General features: G+C 65.5%; 15 protein-coding genes and 1 pseudogene. 7 read left to right on the top strand and 9 right to left on the bottom strand.

What is annotated here, in order from left to right; all coding sequences use genetic code 11:
- Positions 1–9 precede the first annotated feature (9 nt).
- From BGI01S_RS03660 to wrbA, 4 genes and pseudogenes are all read right to left on the bottom strand, one after another.
- Positions 10–816: a metallophosphoesterase gene (locus tag BGI01S_RS03660; protein WP_042322637.1), complete on the bottom strand. Its 807-nt coding sequence runs from the start codon at positions 814–816 to the stop codon at positions 10–12.
- Positions 817–876: 60 nt separating this feature from the next.
- Positions 877–2,301 (bottom strand): FAD-binding oxidoreductase, encoded by a 1,425-nt coding sequence (locus tag BGI01S_RS03665; RefSeq protein ID WP_042322318.1) that lies wholly within the window; start codon positions 2,299–2,301, stop codon positions 877–879.
- A gap of 225 nt (positions 2,302–2,526) precedes the next feature.
- Positions 2,527–3,054 (bottom strand): annotated as a pseudogene (locus BGI01S_RS29235) (DUF2069 domain-containing protein); the annotation flags it as partial.
- A gap of 71 nt (positions 3,055–3,125) precedes the next feature.
- A complete protein-coding gene (gene wrbA / locus BGI01S_RS03675; protein ID WP_042322321.1) occupies positions 3,126–3,728 on the bottom strand; it encodes an NAD(P)H:quinone oxidoreductase in 603 nt (200 codons plus the stop codon).
- 121 nt (positions 3,729–3,849) lie between these two features.
- Between wrbA and BGI01S_RS03680 the strand changes: the two genes are divergently transcribed.
- Complete coding sequence (locus BGI01S_RS03680) at positions 3,850–5,163, top strand: YihY family inner membrane protein (protein ID WP_232624341.1); 1,314 nt, start codon at positions 3,850–3,852, stop codon at positions 5,161–5,163.
- Positions 5,164–5,360: 197 nt separating this feature from the next.
- Here BGI01S_RS03680 and BGI01S_RS03685 read toward each other — a convergent pair whose 3' ends face one another.
- From BGI01S_RS03685 to BGI01S_RS03695, 3 genes are all read right to left on the bottom strand, one after another.
- Positions 5,361–5,681 carry an Mpo1-like protein gene (locus BGI01S_RS03685; protein WP_042322324.1) on the bottom strand — a complete coding sequence of 107 codons (321 nt, stop codon included), beginning with the start codon at positions 5,679–5,681 and terminating at the stop codon, positions 5,361–5,363.
- Positions 5,682–5,889: 208 nt separating this feature from the next.
- A complete protein-coding gene (locus BGI01S_RS03690; RefSeq protein WP_042322327.1) occupies positions 5,890–6,723 on the bottom strand; it encodes an alpha/beta fold hydrolase in 834 nt (277 codons plus the stop codon).
- Positions 6,720–8,144 carry an O-acetylhomoserine aminocarboxypropyltransferase gene (locus BGI01S_RS03695; RefSeq protein WP_042322329.1) on the bottom strand — a complete coding sequence of 475 codons (1,425 nt, stop codon included), beginning with the start codon at positions 8,142–8,144 and terminating at the stop codon, positions 6,720–6,722. The genes BGI01S_RS03690 and BGI01S_RS03695 overlap by 4 nt, the downstream gene beginning before the upstream one ends.
- A 239-nt stretch (positions 8,145–8,383) precedes the next feature.
- On the opposite strand from BGI01S_RS03695, the gene BGI01S_RS03700 reads away from it, so the two are divergent.
- The 4 genes from BGI01S_RS03700 (at position 8,384) to BGI01S_RS03715 (ending at position 13,951) form a co-directional block, all read left to right on the top strand.
- On the top strand, positions 8,384–8,845 hold the full coding sequence (locus BGI01S_RS03700; RefSeq protein WP_042322331.1) for a CBS domain-containing protein: 462 nt from the start codon (positions 8,384–8,386) through the stop codon (positions 8,843–8,845).
- A gap of 245 nt (positions 8,846–9,090) precedes the next feature.
- Positions 9,091–11,028: an MFS transporter gene (locus tag BGI01S_RS03705; RefSeq protein ID WP_042322333.1), complete on the top strand. Its 1,938-nt coding sequence runs from the start codon at positions 9,091–9,093 to the stop codon at positions 11,026–11,028.
- A gap of 253 nt (positions 11,029–11,281) precedes the next feature.
- Entirely contained in the window at positions 11,282–12,382 is a 1,101-nt protein-coding gene (gene aroC, locus BGI01S_RS03710) for a chorismate synthase (protein ID WP_042322337.1), read from the top strand.
- 51 nt (positions 12,383–12,433) lie between these two features.
- On the top strand, positions 12,434–13,951 hold the full coding sequence (locus BGI01S_RS03715) for a tetratricopeptide repeat protein (protein ID WP_042322339.1): 1,518 nt from the start codon (positions 12,434–12,436) through the stop codon (positions 13,949–13,951).
- Between the two features lie 66 nt (positions 13,952–14,017).
- On the opposite strand, the gene BGI01S_RS03720 is transcribed toward BGI01S_RS03715, so the two are convergent.
- Positions 14,018–15,691, bottom strand: coding sequence for an electron transfer flavoprotein-ubiquinone oxidoreductase (locus tag BGI01S_RS03720; RefSeq protein ID WP_042322342.1), 1,674 nt, complete (start codon positions 15,689–15,691; stop codon positions 14,018–14,020).
- A 201-nt stretch (positions 15,692–15,892) separates the two neighbouring features.
- Between BGI01S_RS03720 and BGI01S_RS03725 the strand changes: the two genes are divergently transcribed.
- Positions 15,893–16,669: an SDR family oxidoreductase gene (locus tag BGI01S_RS03725; protein WP_042322345.1), complete on the top strand. Its 777-nt coding sequence runs from the start codon at positions 15,893–15,895 to the stop codon at positions 16,667–16,669.
- Between the two features lie 168 nt (positions 16,670–16,837).
- On the top strand, positions 16,838–17,269 hold the full coding sequence (locus tag BGI01S_RS03730) for an acyl-CoA thioesterase (RefSeq protein ID WP_042322347.1): 432 nt from the start codon (positions 16,838–16,840) through the stop codon (positions 17,267–17,269).
- 22 nt (positions 17,270–17,291) lie between these two features.
- Here BGI01S_RS03730 and BGI01S_RS03735 read toward each other — a convergent pair whose 3' ends face one another.
- Positions 17,292–17,837, bottom strand: coding sequence for a LuxR C-terminal-related transcriptional regulator (locus tag BGI01S_RS03735; RefSeq protein WP_042322350.1), 546 nt, complete (start codon positions 17,835–17,837; stop codon positions 17,292–17,294).
- Positions 17,838–17,855 lie beyond the last annotated feature (18 nt).

The raw sequence follows: 17,855 nt of genomic DNA on the forward strand, positions 1-17,855 counted from the left end.
AGCCGCACCCTAGATCTCGACGACCTTATCCCACGCGAATTGCGGATTCTCCCACTGCCCGGTGCGCCGATCGCGATAGCCGCGTGGATTGCAGACCACGCGCGTGCCGTTCACGCTGTAGTCGAACGGCGTATGCGTATGCCCATGGATCCACAGCGCGACGGGCGGGCGGACCAGCTCCGGCAAGTGATTGACGAAGCCCGCCGACACCCGGTCCTGCGCGTAACGCTCGGCGAGGCTCAGCCGATGCGGCGCGTGATGCGTGACGACGATCGTCTGCCCGCCGAACGGCCTCGCCAGTTCGCTTTCGAGCCATGCACGCGCCTGCCGGTGCAGCGCGAGCGAATCGGCGGGCGTGAAGTCGCGCGTGGCGTCGTGGGTGTCGTGCGGCCAGTTCATCTGGATCAGGCCGCGGAAGTCGAGCATGACGCGGCTCGACGCGTCGATCGAGTCGGCGAGCGCGTCCGGGTCCGCCCCGTACAGTGCGAAGTCGGTCCACAACGTAGTGCCGAGCACACGCCAGCGGCCGTGAGGGTCGACCAGCGCGGCGTTGTTCAGCACGTGAACGTTGTCGACCTGCGCGGCCGCGTCGTGGAGCGCGCTCTCGAGCGCGCCGAACTCACCGTCGTAGTACTCGTGATTGCCGGGTACGTAGACCACCGGCGCCGAGCCATCGAAAGTCTGCGCGGCCCAACGCGGGCCGGCCGCATGATTGTGGATGTCGCCGGCCAGCACGATCAGATCCGCATGCGCATGCGGGATCAGCTCGGGCTCGTCGTTCTCCAGATGCAGATCGGACAGCACTCGAATCTTCACGGCCACGGCTCCTGCAACGCAAAGGCCTCGCGCGGAAGGCGAGGCGTCGGACTTCAGGCTTTAGCTTAGCGCAAGCACCTTGCCCGGGTTCATCAGGTTAAGCGGATCGAGCGCACGTTTGACGGCGCGCATCATCCGCACCTCGACGTCCTGCTTGTAATGCGCAGCCTCGTCGATCTTCAATTGGCCGAGCCCGTGTTCCGCGCTGATGCTGCCGCGATGTTGCTGCACGCTGTCGTAGACGATCCGGTTGATCGGGCTCTGGTACTGCTCGAGAAACGCCTTCGCGTCCACGCCCTCGGGCGCCTGCACGTTGTAGTGCAGATTGCCGTCGCCGAGATGCCCGAACGTCACCATGCGCGCGCCGGGCGCGGCCTGCGCGACAGCCGCGTCGGTCGTCTCGATGAAGTGGCCGATGCGCGAAATCGGCACCGCGATGTCGTGCTTGATGTTCAGCCCTTCCTCGGCCTGGGCGAGCGGAATGTGCTCGCGCAGATTCCAGAACGCACGCGACTGCGCGAGGTTTTCCGCGACCACCGCGTCTTGCACCAGACCTTCCTCGAGCGCCGTTTCCATCAGACGCTCGAACAGTCCGCGCGCGTGTGCCTCGCTTTCGCTGTCCGACAGCTCCAGCAGCACGACTTGCGCGTGAGGCTCGGCGAATGGATAGCGCATCTGCTCGAAATGCCGGCCCACCAGCCGCAGACAGAAATCCGACATCAGTTCGAAGCCGGTCAGCAGCGGCCCGGCGACGCGCTGCGTGAGCGACAGGAAGTCGAGCGCCGCATGCGGCGAGGCGAGCGCGGCGAGCGCGGTGACGCGCGCGGCCGGCTGCGGATGCAGCTTCAGCACGGCCGCGGTGATGATGCCGAGCGTGCCTTCCGCGCCGATGAACAGGTCGCGCAGATCGTAGCCGGTGTTGTCCTTGCGCAGTCCGCGCAGGCCGTCCCACAGTTCGCCTTGTGGCGTCACGACTTCGAGGCCGAGGCACAGCTCGCGCGTGTTGCCGTAGCGCAGCACGCCGGTGCCGCCCGCATTGGTGGCGAGATTGCCGCCGATCGTGCAGCTGCCTTCGGCGGCGAGGCTCAACGGGAACAGACGCCCGGCCGCTTCGGCGCGTTGCTGCACCTCGGCGAGGATGACGCCGGCTTCGACGGTGATCGTGTTGTTGTGCGGATCGATGTCGCGCACGCGATTCAGACGCCGCAAGCTGATGACCGCCTGCGCGCCGCTCGCGTCGGGCGTGGCGCCGCCGGCGAGCCCGGTGTTGCCGCCTTGGGGCACCAGCGCGATGCGATGCTCGACCGCGAGTCGCACGAGCGCAGCGACTTCAGCGGGCGTCGCCGGGCAGAGCACCGCGCAGGCCGCGCCGGTGTAGCGGTGGCGCCAGTCGGTGAGATACGGGGCGGTGTCGTGTGGATCGGTCAGCACCTGGGCTGCGCCGATGGCGTCGCGGCAGGCGATGAGGAAAGCGGTCTGAGTCATGTTGATTGGTCGGTCGGCGGGTACGGGCGGAAAGGTCGGACAGGGTGGCGCGCTCGGGTCTTGGTCTGCGTGTCAGAGACCGCGGTTGGCGCGATTGTCGGGGTCGGGGTCGGGATCGGCGCCGGTTGCTGTCTGGGTTGCGGCGGCGGTCGGTGCTGCATGTGGTGCCACCTGGGTCGCTGGCTGGGTCATCGCAGGGCTCGTTGCCGGATGCGGTTCTGCGCCGGTCGTATCGCGAGCGTCTGCGTGAGTTTGGGCATCGGCGGCGGCCTGCCGTTCGGCCGACTTCGCAGTTTCCTTCGCGGCGTGTTTGGCCGCGCGCTTGAACGGCGCGACGTAAGCCAGCGCGCAAACGAAGAAGATCACCGCGAGCGCGGCTTGCAACCAGCCGAGACGCGCGCTCAGCCCGCGATCGCTCCAGCCGCGCACGACGCCTTCGGCGAAATACAGCAGGCTCAGCATCGACGCCCATTGCAGCGTGTAGAGCCGGCGCCGCCACACGCCCGGCAGGGCGAGCAGCAACGGCAACGCCTTGAGTACGAGGGCGGAGCCGCCCGGACGCAACGGTGCGAGCCACCATTCCCACGCGACGGACAGCCCGATCAGCGCCAGCAGCGCGGCAGTCGCACCGAGCGCGGCAGCGGGTCTGGCCTGCACGGGCAGCGCGGTGGCGCACAGGGATGCGGCCGTCGTGTCGTCCGCGCTTGCACTCGTGCCCGTGCCGACACCGGCCGGCTTCAACCCGGATTGCATACCGGCCTGCACGCCGGGCCGCATCTCGGGCTTCATTTCACGCTTCATCTCAGGCTTCGCTCCGCGCCCGCTCACGGCCTTTCGCTCATCGACGCCGCCGTGCGCGCGACGCGTGCGCCGAGTGCGATGGCGAGTGTTTTTTCGTCGGCGGAGATGCCTTGCGCGGCGCTGCCCGCGCGCGCGAAATGCGACGCGCCGTACGGCGTGCCGCCGGTCTGCGTGGTGCTCAACGCGCTCTCCGTGTATGGAATGCCGACGATCAGCATGCCGTGATGGAGCAGCGGCAGCATCATGCTGAGCAGCGTCGATTCCTGGCCGCCATGCAGGCTGCCGGTGGAGGTGAACACGCAGGCCGGCTTGCCGGACAGCGCGCCGGCGAGCCACTGCGGCGTGGTGCCGTCGAGAAAGTATTTGAGCGAGGCGGCCATGTTGCCGAAGCGGGTGGGCGAGCCGAGCGCGAGGCCAGCGCATTCTTCGAGGTCGCGCAACTCGACGTACGGCGGTCCTTCAGCGGGAATTTCCGGCTGGCTCGCTTCGCAAACGGTGGAAACCGCCGGCACGGTACGCACGCGCGCCTGCATGCCGGGGATGCTGTCGACGCCGTGCGCGATCGCCAGCGCAAGCTCGCGCGTGGCGCCGTGACGGCTGTAATAAAGCACGAGAATGTCTTTCATAGGCCTCATCGGTGAACGGGTATTATAGGGGTTCGGTCCGCCGCACAGGCCACTCATGGCCGTTCGGCCAGGTGCCGCACGCGGCGCCCCCGGCACCGGTTCACGAAGCAAGGAGGTGGGTTTGTTGTCCAGGGTGCGTTTCGATCTCGACACGCTCAAACGACTTGCGCGCTTTGCCGCGCAGCGCATTAGCGAAGACCGTATTCCGCAGGTGGCCGGCAGTCTCACGTTCACTGCGATGCTGGCGCTCGTGCCGCTCGCCACGGTGGCGTTCGCGCTGTTCACCGCGTTCCCGATTTTCAGTTCGTTCCAGGACTCGCTGCAGCTTTTTCTCGCCGACCACCTGATGCCTTCGCAACTGAACAGTCAGATTTTCAAGTATCTGAACCAGTTCGCGTCGAAGGCCAAAGGGCTGACCACGATCGGCATGATCCTGCTGTTCCTCACGGCGGTGATGACGATGATGACCGTCGAATCCGCGTTCAACGTGATCTGGCGGGTGCGCAAGGCGCGGCCGATCGCGCAGCGCATTCTGGTCTACTGGGCGATCATCACGCTCGGGCCCATTCTGATCGGCGTGAGCCTGTCGATCTCGTCGTATCTGTTCACGCAATCGATGACCTTCACGGCGGCCCAGCGCATCACGCCGCTCATCGAGTGGGCGCTCACGGGCGCCGCGCTGCCGCTGACGGCGCTCGCCTTCACGATTCTCTACGTCTATCTGCCGAACTGCCGTGTCGAATGGCGCGACGCGGTGATCGGCGGCGTGACCGCCGCGATCGCGTTCGAGCTCGCCAAGCGCGGCTTCGGCTACTACGTGCGGCGCATTCCGACCTATACGGCCGTGTACGGCGCATTCGCCGCCGTGCCGCTGTTCCTGCTGTGGATGTACCTGTGCTGGTTCATCACGCTTGCGGGCGCGATGATCGCGTCGGCGTTGCCTGCAATTCGCATCGGCCAGTTTCACCGGCCCACGTTCGACGGCAGCAATCTGTTCGATTCGCTCGAACTGCTCGCGCGGTTGTCGGAAGCGCGCGACGCGGGCAAGCGCGGCTACACGGTGCCCGAGCTGTCGCGCATGCTTCGCCGCGATATGGACATCACGCTTTACCTGCTGCAGCGGCTTGAAGAGATCGACTGGATCGCGCGTCTGCAGGAGGACAACGCCGGCCCGCATTTCCTGTTGCTGGCGAATCCGGCGCAGGTGACAGTCGAGCGCCTGTTCGACATGTTCGTGATCGATCGCGCGGAGCTCACGTATCAGCTCGAACTGGAGTCCACGCGCGTGGATGGCGACACGCTGCTGGCGTCGCTCGATAACGACAAGCTGAAGGTGACGCTTGCCACGTTGCTGGCGGCACGGGCGGCGGCCAGGGCGGCACGCGCCGGAGAGCACGAGCGTGACGCGACTTCGATGCCGCATCAGGCGGCTTGAGAAGGCGGGGCCGCTGACGGTCGTCCCGCGTGGCGAGAACGAAGTGGAAACGGCGAAGGATGCGCCGAGCAGTGAGCGCATCTGCGCGCTATCAGGCGCGCTTGAAATGTCCGGTGAAACGATCGCGCTACGACAGCAACACTGTGCCGCATGGCCAGGCGCCGCGCCGCCTGCCACGAACCGATCCGGAAGAACAACTACAACGAAATCCTGCCGACACAAATATCCTTGAACATCACCCAATCCCCCATCAGGCTATAGAGCGGATGGCGGAAGGTGGCCGGCCGGTTCTTTTCGAAGAAGAAGTGCCCGACCCACGCGAAGCCGTAGCCGCAAATCGCGGCTGCCGGCAGCCATAGCCAGTCGCCGGTCGCGAGCGCCATTGCGAGACAGCCGATCACGCCGAGCGACCCCACGAAATGCAGCCGCCGCGAGACGAGGTTGCGATGCTCGCTCAGATAGTACGGATAAAACTCCGCGAAACTCGCGAAGTGATCGGTGTGCGCGGTGTGAGCCATGATGGCCTCCGGATTGAAACGCTGTTCGACCTCTTACCCGTCGCTCCCATTGTTTCGTCTCGTGCCGGCAAGTCTTGCACGCGCCGAAACAGGACAGGCTCGATCCATTGTGCGGCTATCGGGTCCGGTGCGCAACCTGGCCATTCGGACGATGGCGCCGCTGTTTCGGAACGCCTATCGTACGGATTCGCGCGCTGACTGACGACGGCTAGCGGGCGTCGCGGGGTGGCCTGGACGCGAAGCTGAACAGCGCGTCGAGCGTGGCATCGGGTTGCTCGGTCATCAACGCGTGGCCTGCGTCGAGCGTGACGGTGTCGACCGGCACGCCCGCTTGCGTTAGCGCATCGGCGAGCGCCTTGGCCGCACGCGGCGGGGTCATCGCATCGCGCCGGCCGACGATCAGACGCGTCGCGCAACGCACCTGGGCGGCGCGGGCGAGACCGTCCGCGTAGTCGTTGCACGCGCTGAAGTCGGTGTGGAAGAGGTGGGCTTCGCCACTCGCCGAGACCCGCTCCATCAGCCGTTGGTTCATGCCGTGCAGCCAGAAGCCCGGGCCCGGGCACGAAGGCTTGGCCGCCAGCGTCGAATGCGACCATTGATTGACCATGCCGATCGCTTCGGGCTCGCGATGCAGCGCGGCGTCGAGTAGTGCGTCGGAGACGGCCATCGGCATCGCGGTGGCGAGCAGCGCGAGATGCGTCGCGCGCTGCGGATAGCGCCCGGCGAAGTCGAGCGCGATCAGCGAGCCCATGCTGTGGCCCGCGACGAACGCGCGTTGCACGCCGGCCGCGTCGAGCAATGCGGCGAGCCAGTCGGCCAGCGCCGGCACGCTGGCGAGCGCGGGGCCGCTGCTGCGACAGTGGCCGGGCAGGTCCACCGCCAGCACGCCGAAGCCGTGGTGCGCGAAGTATCTGCTTTGCAGCGCCCACACGCTGTGGTCGTGCTCGGCGCCGTGGATGAACACCGCAGTCGGCAGGTTCGCGTCGAACGGTTTGCCGCCGGTGTAAGCGTACGCGGGGCGTCCTTGAACGGTGACGATCATGCGGACTCCGGGCGGGATTTCGAGGCGGTGTCGGATGGGGCGGGCGAGCCGGTTTTTGCAGCCGGGGCGCCCACGTTGTTTGCGGTGTTTGCAGCGGACGCACTCGCCGCGCCACCTCGCGCCACCGCGGCGGCGCCCGCTCTTTGCGCGGCCTTCAACGCGCGCTTGAGGTCGTCGATCAGGTCGTCGGGATCTTCGAGGCCGATCGACAGGCGAATCGTGCCTTCGGCGATGCCGGCAGCGGCGAGCGCGGCGGCATCCATGCGGAAATGGGTGGTCGAGGCAGGATGGATCACCAGCGAGCGCGCGTCACCGACGTTCGCGAGGTGCGAGAACAGCGACAGCGCCTCGATGAAACCACGGCCGGCGGCGCGATCGCCGCGCAGGTTGAAGCTGAACACCGCACCCGCGCCACGCGGCAGCAGACGCTGCGCGAGCGCGTGGTCGGGATGGGTCGGCAGTTCGGGATAGGCGACCGATTCGACCGCATCGTGAGCGGCCAGGAACTCGACCACGCGGCGCGTATTGGCGACGTGCCGCTCCATGCGCAAAGGCAAGGTCTCGATGCCTTGCAGCAGTTGCCATGCGGCTTGCGGATGCAGGCACGCGCCGAAGTCGCGCAGACCTTCGCGGCGCGCGCGCAACAGGAACGGCGCGACCGTGCTTTCCTCGCTGAACACCATGCCGTGAAAGCCCTCATAAGGCTCGGTGAATTCGGGAAAGCGCCCCGACGCGTCGAAGTCGAACGTGCCGCCGTCCACCAGCACGCCGCCGATCGTCGTGCCGTGACCGCCAAGGAACTTGGTGGCCGAGTGATACACGAAGTCCGCGCCATGCTCGAACGGTTTGAGCAGGTACGGCGTCGTGAAGGTCGAGTCGACCAGCAACGGCACGCGGTGCTCGTGCGCGATCTGCGCGACGGCGGCGATATCGAGCACGTCGAGTCCGGGGTTGCCGAGCGTCTCGCCGAACAGCAACCGCGTATTCGGGCGCAGCGCGGCGCGCCACGCGTCGAGATCGCCAGGTTTGACGAAGGTCGTTTCGATGCCGAAGCGGCGCAACGTGTAGTGCAGCAGGTTGTGCGAGCCGCCGTACAGCGCACTGGAGGCGACGATGTGCGAGCCCGCGCCCATCAGCGTGACGATCGCCAGATGCAGGGCGGCCTGGCCGCTCGCCGTGCCGATCGCGCCCGCGCCATTTTCGAGCGCGGCCACGCGTTCCTCGAACACGGCCACGGTCGGATTCGAGATGCGTGAGTAGACGTGGCCGGCGCGCTCCATGTTGAAGAGCGCCGCGGCGTGGTCCGAGTCGCGGAACGAAAACGAAGTAGTCTGGTAGATCGGCGTGGCGCGCGCGCCGGTGGCGGGATCGGGAGCAGCGCCGGCATGCAGCGCAAGCGTATCGAAACGGTTGGCGGACATCGTGGGCGGCGGGGCCACGAGCGGCCTCGCGAAAGAAGAAAGTGGCGGCCATCCTATCACCGGCACGCTGCGCATCAAGCGCGGTTTTCCCGATGCGCCAATGCGCGGCGATGCAAATTCGAGATGGTGGACGCCCGCTGAGCCTTGCTGGGCGGGCCGCTTTCCTTTTATGAGCCTTTCCGCTAGGATCGAAAAACCATTCATGCATTGCCAGCTAGCGGGTATCACGGAGACAGATCATGCGAGTCAGCGACATTCTTAAAGTCAAAGGCAACACCCTTTTTACGGTCACACCGGATACCACGCTACACGAAGCAGTCAATGCGATGGCCGAGCACGACATCGGCTCGCTGGTCGTGATGGAATACGGCGATCTCGTCGGCATGTTGACGTTTCGCGAAATCATTTTGACGCTGAGCAAGAACGGCGGCAGCGTCGGCACCTCGACGATCCGCAAGGTCATGGACGACCATCCGCTCACCTGCACGCCTGAAACGGACGTCAACGAAGTGCGCCGCATGATGCTCGAACATCACGTGCGTTATCTGCCGGTGCTGGAAAGCCGCACGTTGATGGGCGTCATTTCGTTCTACGACGTGGCGAAGGCCGTGGTCGAAGAGCAGGGTTTTGAAAATCGCATGCTCAAGGCCTATATCCGCGACTGGCCGGAAGAACAGCAGGAACAACAGCCCGCGCGTTAATGCTCGGTGACTGAGCTTCGCGCTCGGGGCGCTGCCATGAGCGTGAAAAAGCAGAGAAGGCGCACGCGAAAGCGGGCGCTTTTTTTGTGCCCGTCCGCGTGGCGCGTGTTTCTTCAAAAGCGTGGACTTGTGCGCGGGTTCGAGTCGCGCGTCCGCGCGATGGGTCGCCTGACGAACCGCTCGCGCCCGGCGCCGTTCGCGGCGCCTTTTCCGTTGTTGCTCTTCTGGGCCGTTCTCCGAACTTCATGAGCGATCGTCCGTTACCCGCCGCCCGGCGCGCTGCTCGCGCGCACGATGCGCACGAATCCCAATTCAAGCTCCTCAGCCAGTGCCGTTTCGCGCCGTTTTTCTGGACGCAGTTCCTCGGCGCGATGAACGACAACGTGTTCAAGATCGGCTTCACGTCGCTCGTCACGTATCAGGCGGCGCGTTTTTCCGGCGTCGATCCGGCTACCGCCGCGTTCCTGATCTCGGCCATTTTCATCCTGCCGTTCATGCTGTTCTCGGCCACCTCCGGACAGATCGCCGACAAGTACGACAAGGCCATGCTCACGCGCTTCGTCAAGAGTTTCGAGATCGTCGTGATGCTGATCGGCGGCGCGGGGTTCTGGCTGCATAGCGCGCCGCTGCTGTATCTGTGCACGTTTCTGATGGGCGTCCATTCGACCGTGTTCGGCCCCGTCAAGTACTCGTATTTGCCGCAGCATCTGTCGAAGACGGAATTGGTCGGCGGCAACGGCATGGTCGAGATGGGCACCTTCGTCGCGATCCTGATCGGCACGATCATCGGCGGCGCGGGCGCGGGTCTCGCCGAACACGGCGCGCTGGTGCTGGCCGGCGCGTGCATCGCGATCGCGCTGGTGGGGCGCGTCGTATCGGGCTTCGTGCCGGCCACGGCCGCGCCGGAACCCGAACTGCGCATCAACTGGAATCCGGTCAGCGAGACGTGGCGCAACCTGAAGCTCGCGCGCGAAAACCGCACAGTGTTCCTGAGCCTGCTGGGCATTTCGTGGCTGTGGTTCGTCGGCGCGACGTTTCTGTCGTCGTTCTTCAGCTTCGCGAAGAACGTGCTGTCCGCCAACCCGGATGTCGTGACCGTGCTGCTCGGCACGTTCTCGATCGGCATCGGCATCGGCTCGCTGTTGTGCGAAAAGCTCTCGAAGCGGCGCGTCGAAATCGGGCTCGTGCCGCTCGGCTCGATCGGCATGAGCGTGTTCGCGATCGATCTGTTTTTCGCGAGCCACGCACTGCCGCCCGCCGGACACCTGCTGAGCGTCGGCGAGTTTCTCGGACGGCTTGCCCATTGGCGCGCGCTCGCCGATCTGTTCCTGCTCGCGATGTTCGGCGGCTTCTACAGCGTGCCGCTCTATGCGCTGATCCAGAGCCGCAGTCAGCCGAGCCACCGCGCGCGCATCATCGCCGCGAACAACATTCTGAATTCGCTGTTCATGGTCGTGTCGGCGTTGATGGCGATGGCCCTCACCGCGGCCGGCTTCAGCATTCCGGCGCTGTTCCTCGTCACCGCGCTGCTGAACATCGTCGTCGCGACCTACATCTATTCGCTGGTGCCGGAGTTCCTGCTGCGCTTCATCGCGTGGGTGCTGGTGCACACGTTCTACCGGATTCGCCTCGTGCATGCCGAGCGGATTCCGGAAGAGGGCGCGGCCGTGCTCGTGTGCAACCACGTGAGTTTCGTGGATGCAATCGTCATCATGGCCGAGAGCCCACGGCCGATCCGCTTCGTGATGGATCATCAGATCTTCAGGTCACCGTTCGCGGGCTGGGTATTTCGCCACGCGAAGGCGATTCCGATCGCGCCGGCGCATCAAGACGCGGCGTTGCTCGCGCGTGCCTATGAGCGTTGCGCGCAGGCACTCGCGGAGGGCGAACTCGTGTGCATCTTCCCGGAAGGCAAGCTCACGCGAACCGGCGAGATGAATCCGTTTCGGCACGGCGTGACGGAGATCATCAAACGCACGCCGGCGCCGGTCATTCCGATGGCGCTGCGTGGCCTGTGGGGCAGCGTGTTTTCTCGCGCTGACGATGCGCGCTGGCCGCGGCCGATCCAGAAGGGCGTGATGAGCCGGCTGAGTCTGGCGGTAGGCGAGCCGATCGCACCGGCGGAGGCGACGCCGGAGAAGTTGCAGCAGATCGTCACGGAGCTGCGCGGCGCGCGGAAGTAAGGGGTGGGGGGTTGCGGTTGATGCGCCGGCCGGAATGGCTGCGGAAAATATCCCATTGAATTGACGGTGCATCCAGCAACCGAACAGATAATTCTCACGCGAAGCGGCGTCTCTCCCGACAGCCCGCGCGAACCAATGCGATCCCGCGCCCTGGTTGGCCCTGGCCGATCGGCCAGCGATGGCGCGCAAGCCGTTCCACGCGCGATGGGGCTGGCATAATAGCGCTTTCCCCGCATTTCTTTGGACGACGCCCATGTCCGGCAACACGCTCGGTACGCTTTTCACTGTCACGACCTTCGGCGAATCGCATGGCCCCGCAATCGGCTGCGTGATCGACGGCTGCCCTCCGGGCATGGCGCTCAACGAAGCCGACATCCAGTTCGAACTCGACCGCCGCAAGCCCGGCACGTCGCGCCACGTCACGCAGCGCCAGGAGGAAGACAAGGTCGAGATCCTGTCGGGCGTGTTCGAAGGCCAGACCACCGGCGCGCCGATCGCGCTGCTGATCCGCAACACGGACCAGCGCAGCAAGGACTACGGCAACATCGCCGACACGTTCCGCCCCGGCCACGCCGACTACACCTACTGGCAGAAGTACGGCATTCGAGACTATCGCGGCGGCGGCCGTTCGTCGGCGCGTCTGACGGCGCCCACGGTGGCGGCGGGCGCGGTCGCGAAGAAGTGGCTGCGCGAGAAGTTCGGCACCGAGATTCGCGGCTACATGGCCGCGCTTGGCGAGATCGACGTGCCGTTCGTCGACTGGGCGCAGGTGCGCGAGAACCCGTTCTTTGTGCCGAACGCGGAGATCGTGCCGCAACTGGAAGCGTACATGGACGCGCTGCGTAAAGACGGCGACTCGATCGGCGCGCGCATCAATGTCGTGGCGTCGGGTGTTCCCGTCGGGCTCGGCGAGCCGCTGTTCGACCGTCTCGACGCCGACATCGCGCACGCGATGATGGGCATCAACGCGGTGAAGGGCGTCGAGATCGGCGCGGGTTTCGCGAGCGTCGCGCAACGTGGCTCGGTGCACGGCGACGAGTTGACGCCTGAAGGTTTCGTCGGCAATCACGCGGGCGGTGTGCTCGGCGGCATTTCGACCGGGCAGGACATCACGGTGTCGATTGCGATCAAGCCGACGTCGAGCATTCGCACGCCGCGCCGCTCGATCGACAAGGCGGGGCAACCGGCAGTCGTCGAAACGTTCGGACGGCATGACCCATGCGTCGGCATTCGCGCCACGCCGATCGCGGAGTCGATGCTCGCGCTGGTGCTGATCGACCACGCGCTGCGCCACCGCGCGCAATGCGGCGACGTGTCTGTCAGCACGCCGAAGATCGCGGCGAGCGCGCCGTAAGCGGCGCTTGTCGAACGTTTCCGGAATCGTTGCGCACCGGCTGGCATCCCCATGGTCGATTTGAACGCCGGGCTGGCGGATAGCCAGCTCGTCACTTTGCGTGCGCGTGCCGCCGCGTCGGAGGCCTCCGCCGGCGACTGCTTCGCTTACGGCCATCTGCTGCTGCGGCACGCGGGCCGCGACAAAGCCCGCCAGCGCGAGGCGCTCGCCGCCTTTGTGCGCGCTTATCAGCTCGATCCTTCGAGCGAACCTGCGTTGCTGCACACCATTGCGCAGACGGCGTTCGTCGTGCGCGACTGGGCGCTGCTCGACTCGGCGACCGGTCTGCTGCTCGCGCAGAATGCCGAGGACGCGAACGCGCTGATCTGGCGCGCGGCCGCGGTCCAGCAACGCGACGACTTCGCTACCGCCGAGCAACTGCTGCGCGAAGCGGTGCACGTCGTGCCGGGCAATCCGGTGGCGCTTCACAAGCTCGCGCTGTGCCTCAAGGAGCAGGCGCGTTTTGCCGAGGCCGAGGCGCTGCTGCGGCAGGTGCTGGCACTGTCGCCGAACAACGCGCATGCGCTGTTCGATCTGTCGGAGCTCGAAATCCGCTCGGGCCGTTTCGCCGACGGTTGGGCGAACTACGAGTCGCGCACCGCCTTCGCCGACGATCTGAACAACGCGCAGCAAGCGCTCGCGGCAATCAGCGCGCATTGGCGGGGCGAATCGCTGGCCGGCAAAACGCTGGTGGTCTACGGCGAGCAGGGCAATGGCGATTGCCTGTGGGCGGTGCGCTTTCTGCCGCTGCTGGCCGAGCGGGCACGGCGCGAAGGCGGCCGGGTGATCTTCGGTCACGACGGGCCGTTGCGGCACCTGTTCGAGCGGACATTGCCGGCCGATTTGCCGCTCGAAACGAGCCTCGATACGCGGCCCGATTTTCATTGCGGGCTGATGAGCTTGCCGCTGCGGCTCGGCATCGTCGATCCAAACGGGTGGGGCGCGCCGTATCTGAGCGCCGATCCGGCGCACGTGCGGACGTGGCGCGAGCGGATCGATATGCATGGGGCACACGCCGCGTCCACAGCGGTCGCCGTGCCCACCGCGCACACGCAGCGCAGTCTCAAAGTTGGCCTGGTATGGAACGGCAATCCGGAACACATACGCGACATGCGTCGCTCGGTGCCGGTCGCGCAACTCGAGCCGTTATTGAATGTGCCGAACGTGAGCTATTTCGCGTTGTCGCCGGGGCGCGGCGAGACGATCGCGCAGTGGCGCGCCCAAGGTCTCGACGTGGTCGACTTGACCGGTCATTTTCAGTCCGGCTTCGACGATGTCGCCGCGTTGCTCGCGAATCTGGATCTGGTCGTGACGATCGACAGCGGGCCCGCACATCTGGCGGGCGCGCTCGGCGTGCCGACGTGTTTGATGATCGATCGCGTGTCGGCGTGGTTCTGGGGCGATGAATCGCCGCGGACGGCCTGGTACGAGTCGATCGAGCTGGTGCGCCAGCCGCGCGTCGGCGATTGGGCGCCGGTGGTGGCGAAAGTGCGGGAACGGATTGAGGCGATGACGCGCGAGCGTCGGTGAAATTTCCGCCTTTTGCGCGGCGCCAGCGAGGATGCGGGCGCCGCGCGAAGGCAAACAAAGCGGCAATTACATATTCGGATAGTTCGGACCGCCGCCGCCTTCAGGCGTGACCCACACGATGTTCTGCGTGGGGTCCTTGATATCGCAGGTCTTGCAGTGCACGCAGTTCTGCGCATTGATCACGAGCCGCTCGCTGCCGTCGTCGTTCTTGACGAACTCATACACCGCCGCCGGACAGTAGCGCGACTCCGGACCGGCATAGGTCTGCCAGTTCACGTTCACCGGCACCGACGGGTCTTTCAGCGTCAGGTGAGCCGGCTGGTTCTCTTCGTGATTCGTGTTCGAGATGAACACCGAGGACAGCCGATCGAAGGTGAGCTTGCCGTCCGGCTTTGGATACGTGATCGGCGTGCACTGCGAAGCGGGCTTGAGCATCTCGTGATCGGAATGCTGATGATGCAGCGTCCACGGCACGTTGCCGCCCAGCAGCTTCTGCTCGATGCCGACCATCAGCGTGCCGAGGTACAGGCCCTTGCTCATCCACTGCTTGAAGTTGCGTGCGCGGTAAAGCTCGGTGTGCAGCCACGACGTCTTGAAGCTCTCCGGATAGGCGGTGAGTTCATCGCTGGTGCGGCCGGCCTGGACGGCTTCAAATGCCGCTTCAGCGGCCAGCATGCCAGTCTTGATCGCCGCATGCGAGCCCTTGATGCGCGACGCGTTCAGGAAGCCCGCGTCGTCGCCGACCAGTGCGCCACCCGGGAACACCAGCTTCGGCAGCGACATCAGGCCACCGGCCGTAATGGCGCGCGCGCCATACGACACGCGCTTGCCGCCTTCCAGAATTGCGCGGATCGCCGGATGCGTCTTGTAGCGCTGGAATTCTTCGAACGGCGACAGATACGGATTCGAGTAGCCGAGGCCGACCACGAAGCCCACCACCACCTGGTTGTTGTCCATGTGATAGAGGAACGAGCCGCCGTACGTATCGTTCTGCAGCGGCCAGCCGGCCGTGTGCATTACCAGCCCCGGCTTGTGTTTCGCCGGATCGATCTCCCACAGTTCCTTGATGCCGATGCCGTAGACCTGCGGATCGACGCCTTCGCGCAGCTTGAACCGGTCGTTCAGCTGACGGCCCAGATGCCCGCGCGCGCCTTCGCAGAACAGCGTGTACTTCGCGTGCAGCTCCATGCCGAGCTGGAAGTTTTCGGTCGGCTCGCCATCCTTGCCGATGCCCAGGTTGCCGGTCGCGACCCCTTTCACGGAACCGTCGTCGTTGTACAGCACTTCGGCAGCAGGAAAGCCCGGGAAGATTTCGACGCCCAGCGCTTCGGCCTGCTGGCCCAGCCAGCGCGTGACGTTCGCGAGGCTGATCACGTAGTTGCCGTGGTTCTTGAAGTTGTCCGGCAGCGCCCAGGTCGGCACGCTCTTCGAGCCCGTTTCCGTGAGGAACAGGAACCGGTCTTCGGTCACATCCACCGTGAGCGGTGCGCCTTTTTCTTTCCAGTCCGGAATCAGCTCGGTAATCGCGCGCGGGTCCATCACCGCGCCCGACAGGATATGCGCCCCGATCTCCGAGCCCTTCTCCAGTACGCACACGCCAAGCTCGACGCCCTTGGCGGCCGCCAGCTGTTTCAGGCGGATCGCCGCGGACAGTCCAGCCGGGCCGCCGCCGACGATCACGACGTCATATTCCATCGACTCGCGCGGGCCGTACTGCTCAATGAGACTTGCGGGGGTCATTGATGCTCCTCTTACCGTTAGAATGCTTTTTTCGGGTTCGTATTGTGGGCGATCGATCCCCGCACTGCAACCGGAGCCGCATAGATTAGCACGATCGTTCTATTCATGTGATACGGTATTGGGCCCGTTGCGCGCCGGCAGCGTCGGTCCTACCGCACCCTGTCAACCGCATCTGGCATTACAACCGAACAAGGAACGTCAATGGGCCGTTCGATCAATCTGGAAGGCAAGGTCGCGCTGATTACCGGCGCTTCGAGCGGGTTGGGAAAGCGCTTTGCTCAGGTGTTGTCGCAGGCGGGCGCCAAGGTCGTGCTGGCAAGCCGTCGTACCGAGCGTCTGAAGGAACTGCGCGCCGAGATCGAAGCGTCCGGCGGCGCCGCGCATGTCGTGTCGCTCGACGTGACCGATTATCAAAGCATCAAGTCGGCGGTGGCGCATGCGGAGACCGAGGCCGGCACGATCGATATTCTCGTGAACAACTCGGGCGTGTCGACCACGCAGAAACTCACCGAGGTCACGCCCGCCGACTTCGAATATGTGTTCGACACGAATACGCGCGGCGCGTTCTTCGTCGCGCAGGAAGTCGCCAAGCGCATGATCATGCGCGGCAATAATGCGCAGAAGCCGTCGTACCGGATCATTAACATCGCGTCGATGGCGGGCCTGCGCGTGCTGCCGCAGATTGGCTTGTACTCGATGAGCAAGGCCGCCGTCGTCCATATGACGAAGGCGATGGCGCTGGAGTGGGGCAAGCACGGCATCAACGTGAACGCGATCTGCCCGGGCTATATCGACACCGAGATCAACCATCACCACTGGTCGACCGAGCAGGGGCAGAAGCTGATGTCGATGCTGCCGCGTCATCGCGTGGGCAAGCCGGACGATCTGGACGGGCTGCTGCTGTTGCTCGCGGCCGACGAATCGCAGTTCATCAACGGCTCGGTGATTGCCGCCGACGACGGCTTCGGCCTTTCCTGAGCCCGTCGATTGGCGCAACGGCGAAGAAAGTGTTTTACGCGCGCGGGCTCTTCTGTTGCAGAGGAGCCCGCGTTATCGTGCGGGGCGTTGACAGACCGGCGCGCGCGCCGGCTTCGCGGCCCCTCGCGGGTTTCACTACTGTAAAGAAGCAGGAAGAACGGAAGTACGATGAGCGATTTTCACGCAGTTTTCGAGATGTCGATGCCGATCCGCTGGGGCGACATGGACGCGTTCGGCCATGTGAACAACACGGTCTATTTCCGCTACATGGAGCAGGTGCGGATTTCCTGGTTCGAGCAACTGGGGTTCATCGGCGGCAACGCGGATGGGCAGGGACCGGTGATCGTCAATGCGTCGATGGAGTTTCTCAAGCAACTGCATTATCCCGGCGACGTGATCGGCCGGATGTCGGTCGCCACGCCGGGGCGCAGCAGTTTCGACACCGGCTTCGAGCTGGTGCGCGCCGACGACCCGCACACCGTGTACGCGCGCGGCGCCGCGCGTTGTGTGTGGATCGACTACGCGGCAGGCAAGTCGGTGCCGGTACCCGATCTGCTGCGCGCGACCATCGAGCGCGCCGCGCTGGTCAAGGCCGCTTGACGGGCGTTGCGGCTCACACCCTTCAATTCCCGAGCAAGCGCTGCAAGAGCTCGGTCGCATTCCCCGTATCGTATTTGCGCATCAGCCGCGCGCGGTAGACGTCGACCGTGCGCGGACTGATCTCCAGCACGCGGCCGATCTGCTTGCTGGTCTTGCCCGTCACCAGCTGCGCGGCGATTTCGCGCTCGCGCGGCGTCAGCTCCACCGCGACGCGCCGCGTCGCGCTCAGATCCTCGAAGGTCCAGACGCCCGCCGCGTGAGGGTCGGCACGCTGCTGCGCGCGGCCCGTCACGTGACACCAGAACAGTTCGCCGTTGGCGCGCTTCATGATACGGTCGTCCGCGTAGCTGCCCTGGGCGGTCATGATCGGCGGAATGCGCGCGCCGATCCGCTCGAATTCCTCCGCCGACGGATACAGCACCTGAAACGACTGGCCGAGCAGCGACTCGCGTGAGCAGCCGAAAATCGACGCGAGTTCGTCATTGCAGTCTTCGATAATCCGTTCGCGCGACAGCACGAGTCCGATCGGGGCAAGGTGAAACGCGGTTCGGTAATCCAGGGCGGGCATGGGTTGGCGGCTAGTACT

This window comes from Paraburkholderia ginsengisoli NBRC 100965, from assembly GCF_000739735.1.
In the GTDB taxonomy this organism is placed as follows: domain Bacteria; phylum Pseudomonadota; class Gammaproteobacteria; order Burkholderiales; family Burkholderiaceae; genus Paraburkholderia; species Paraburkholderia ginsengisoli.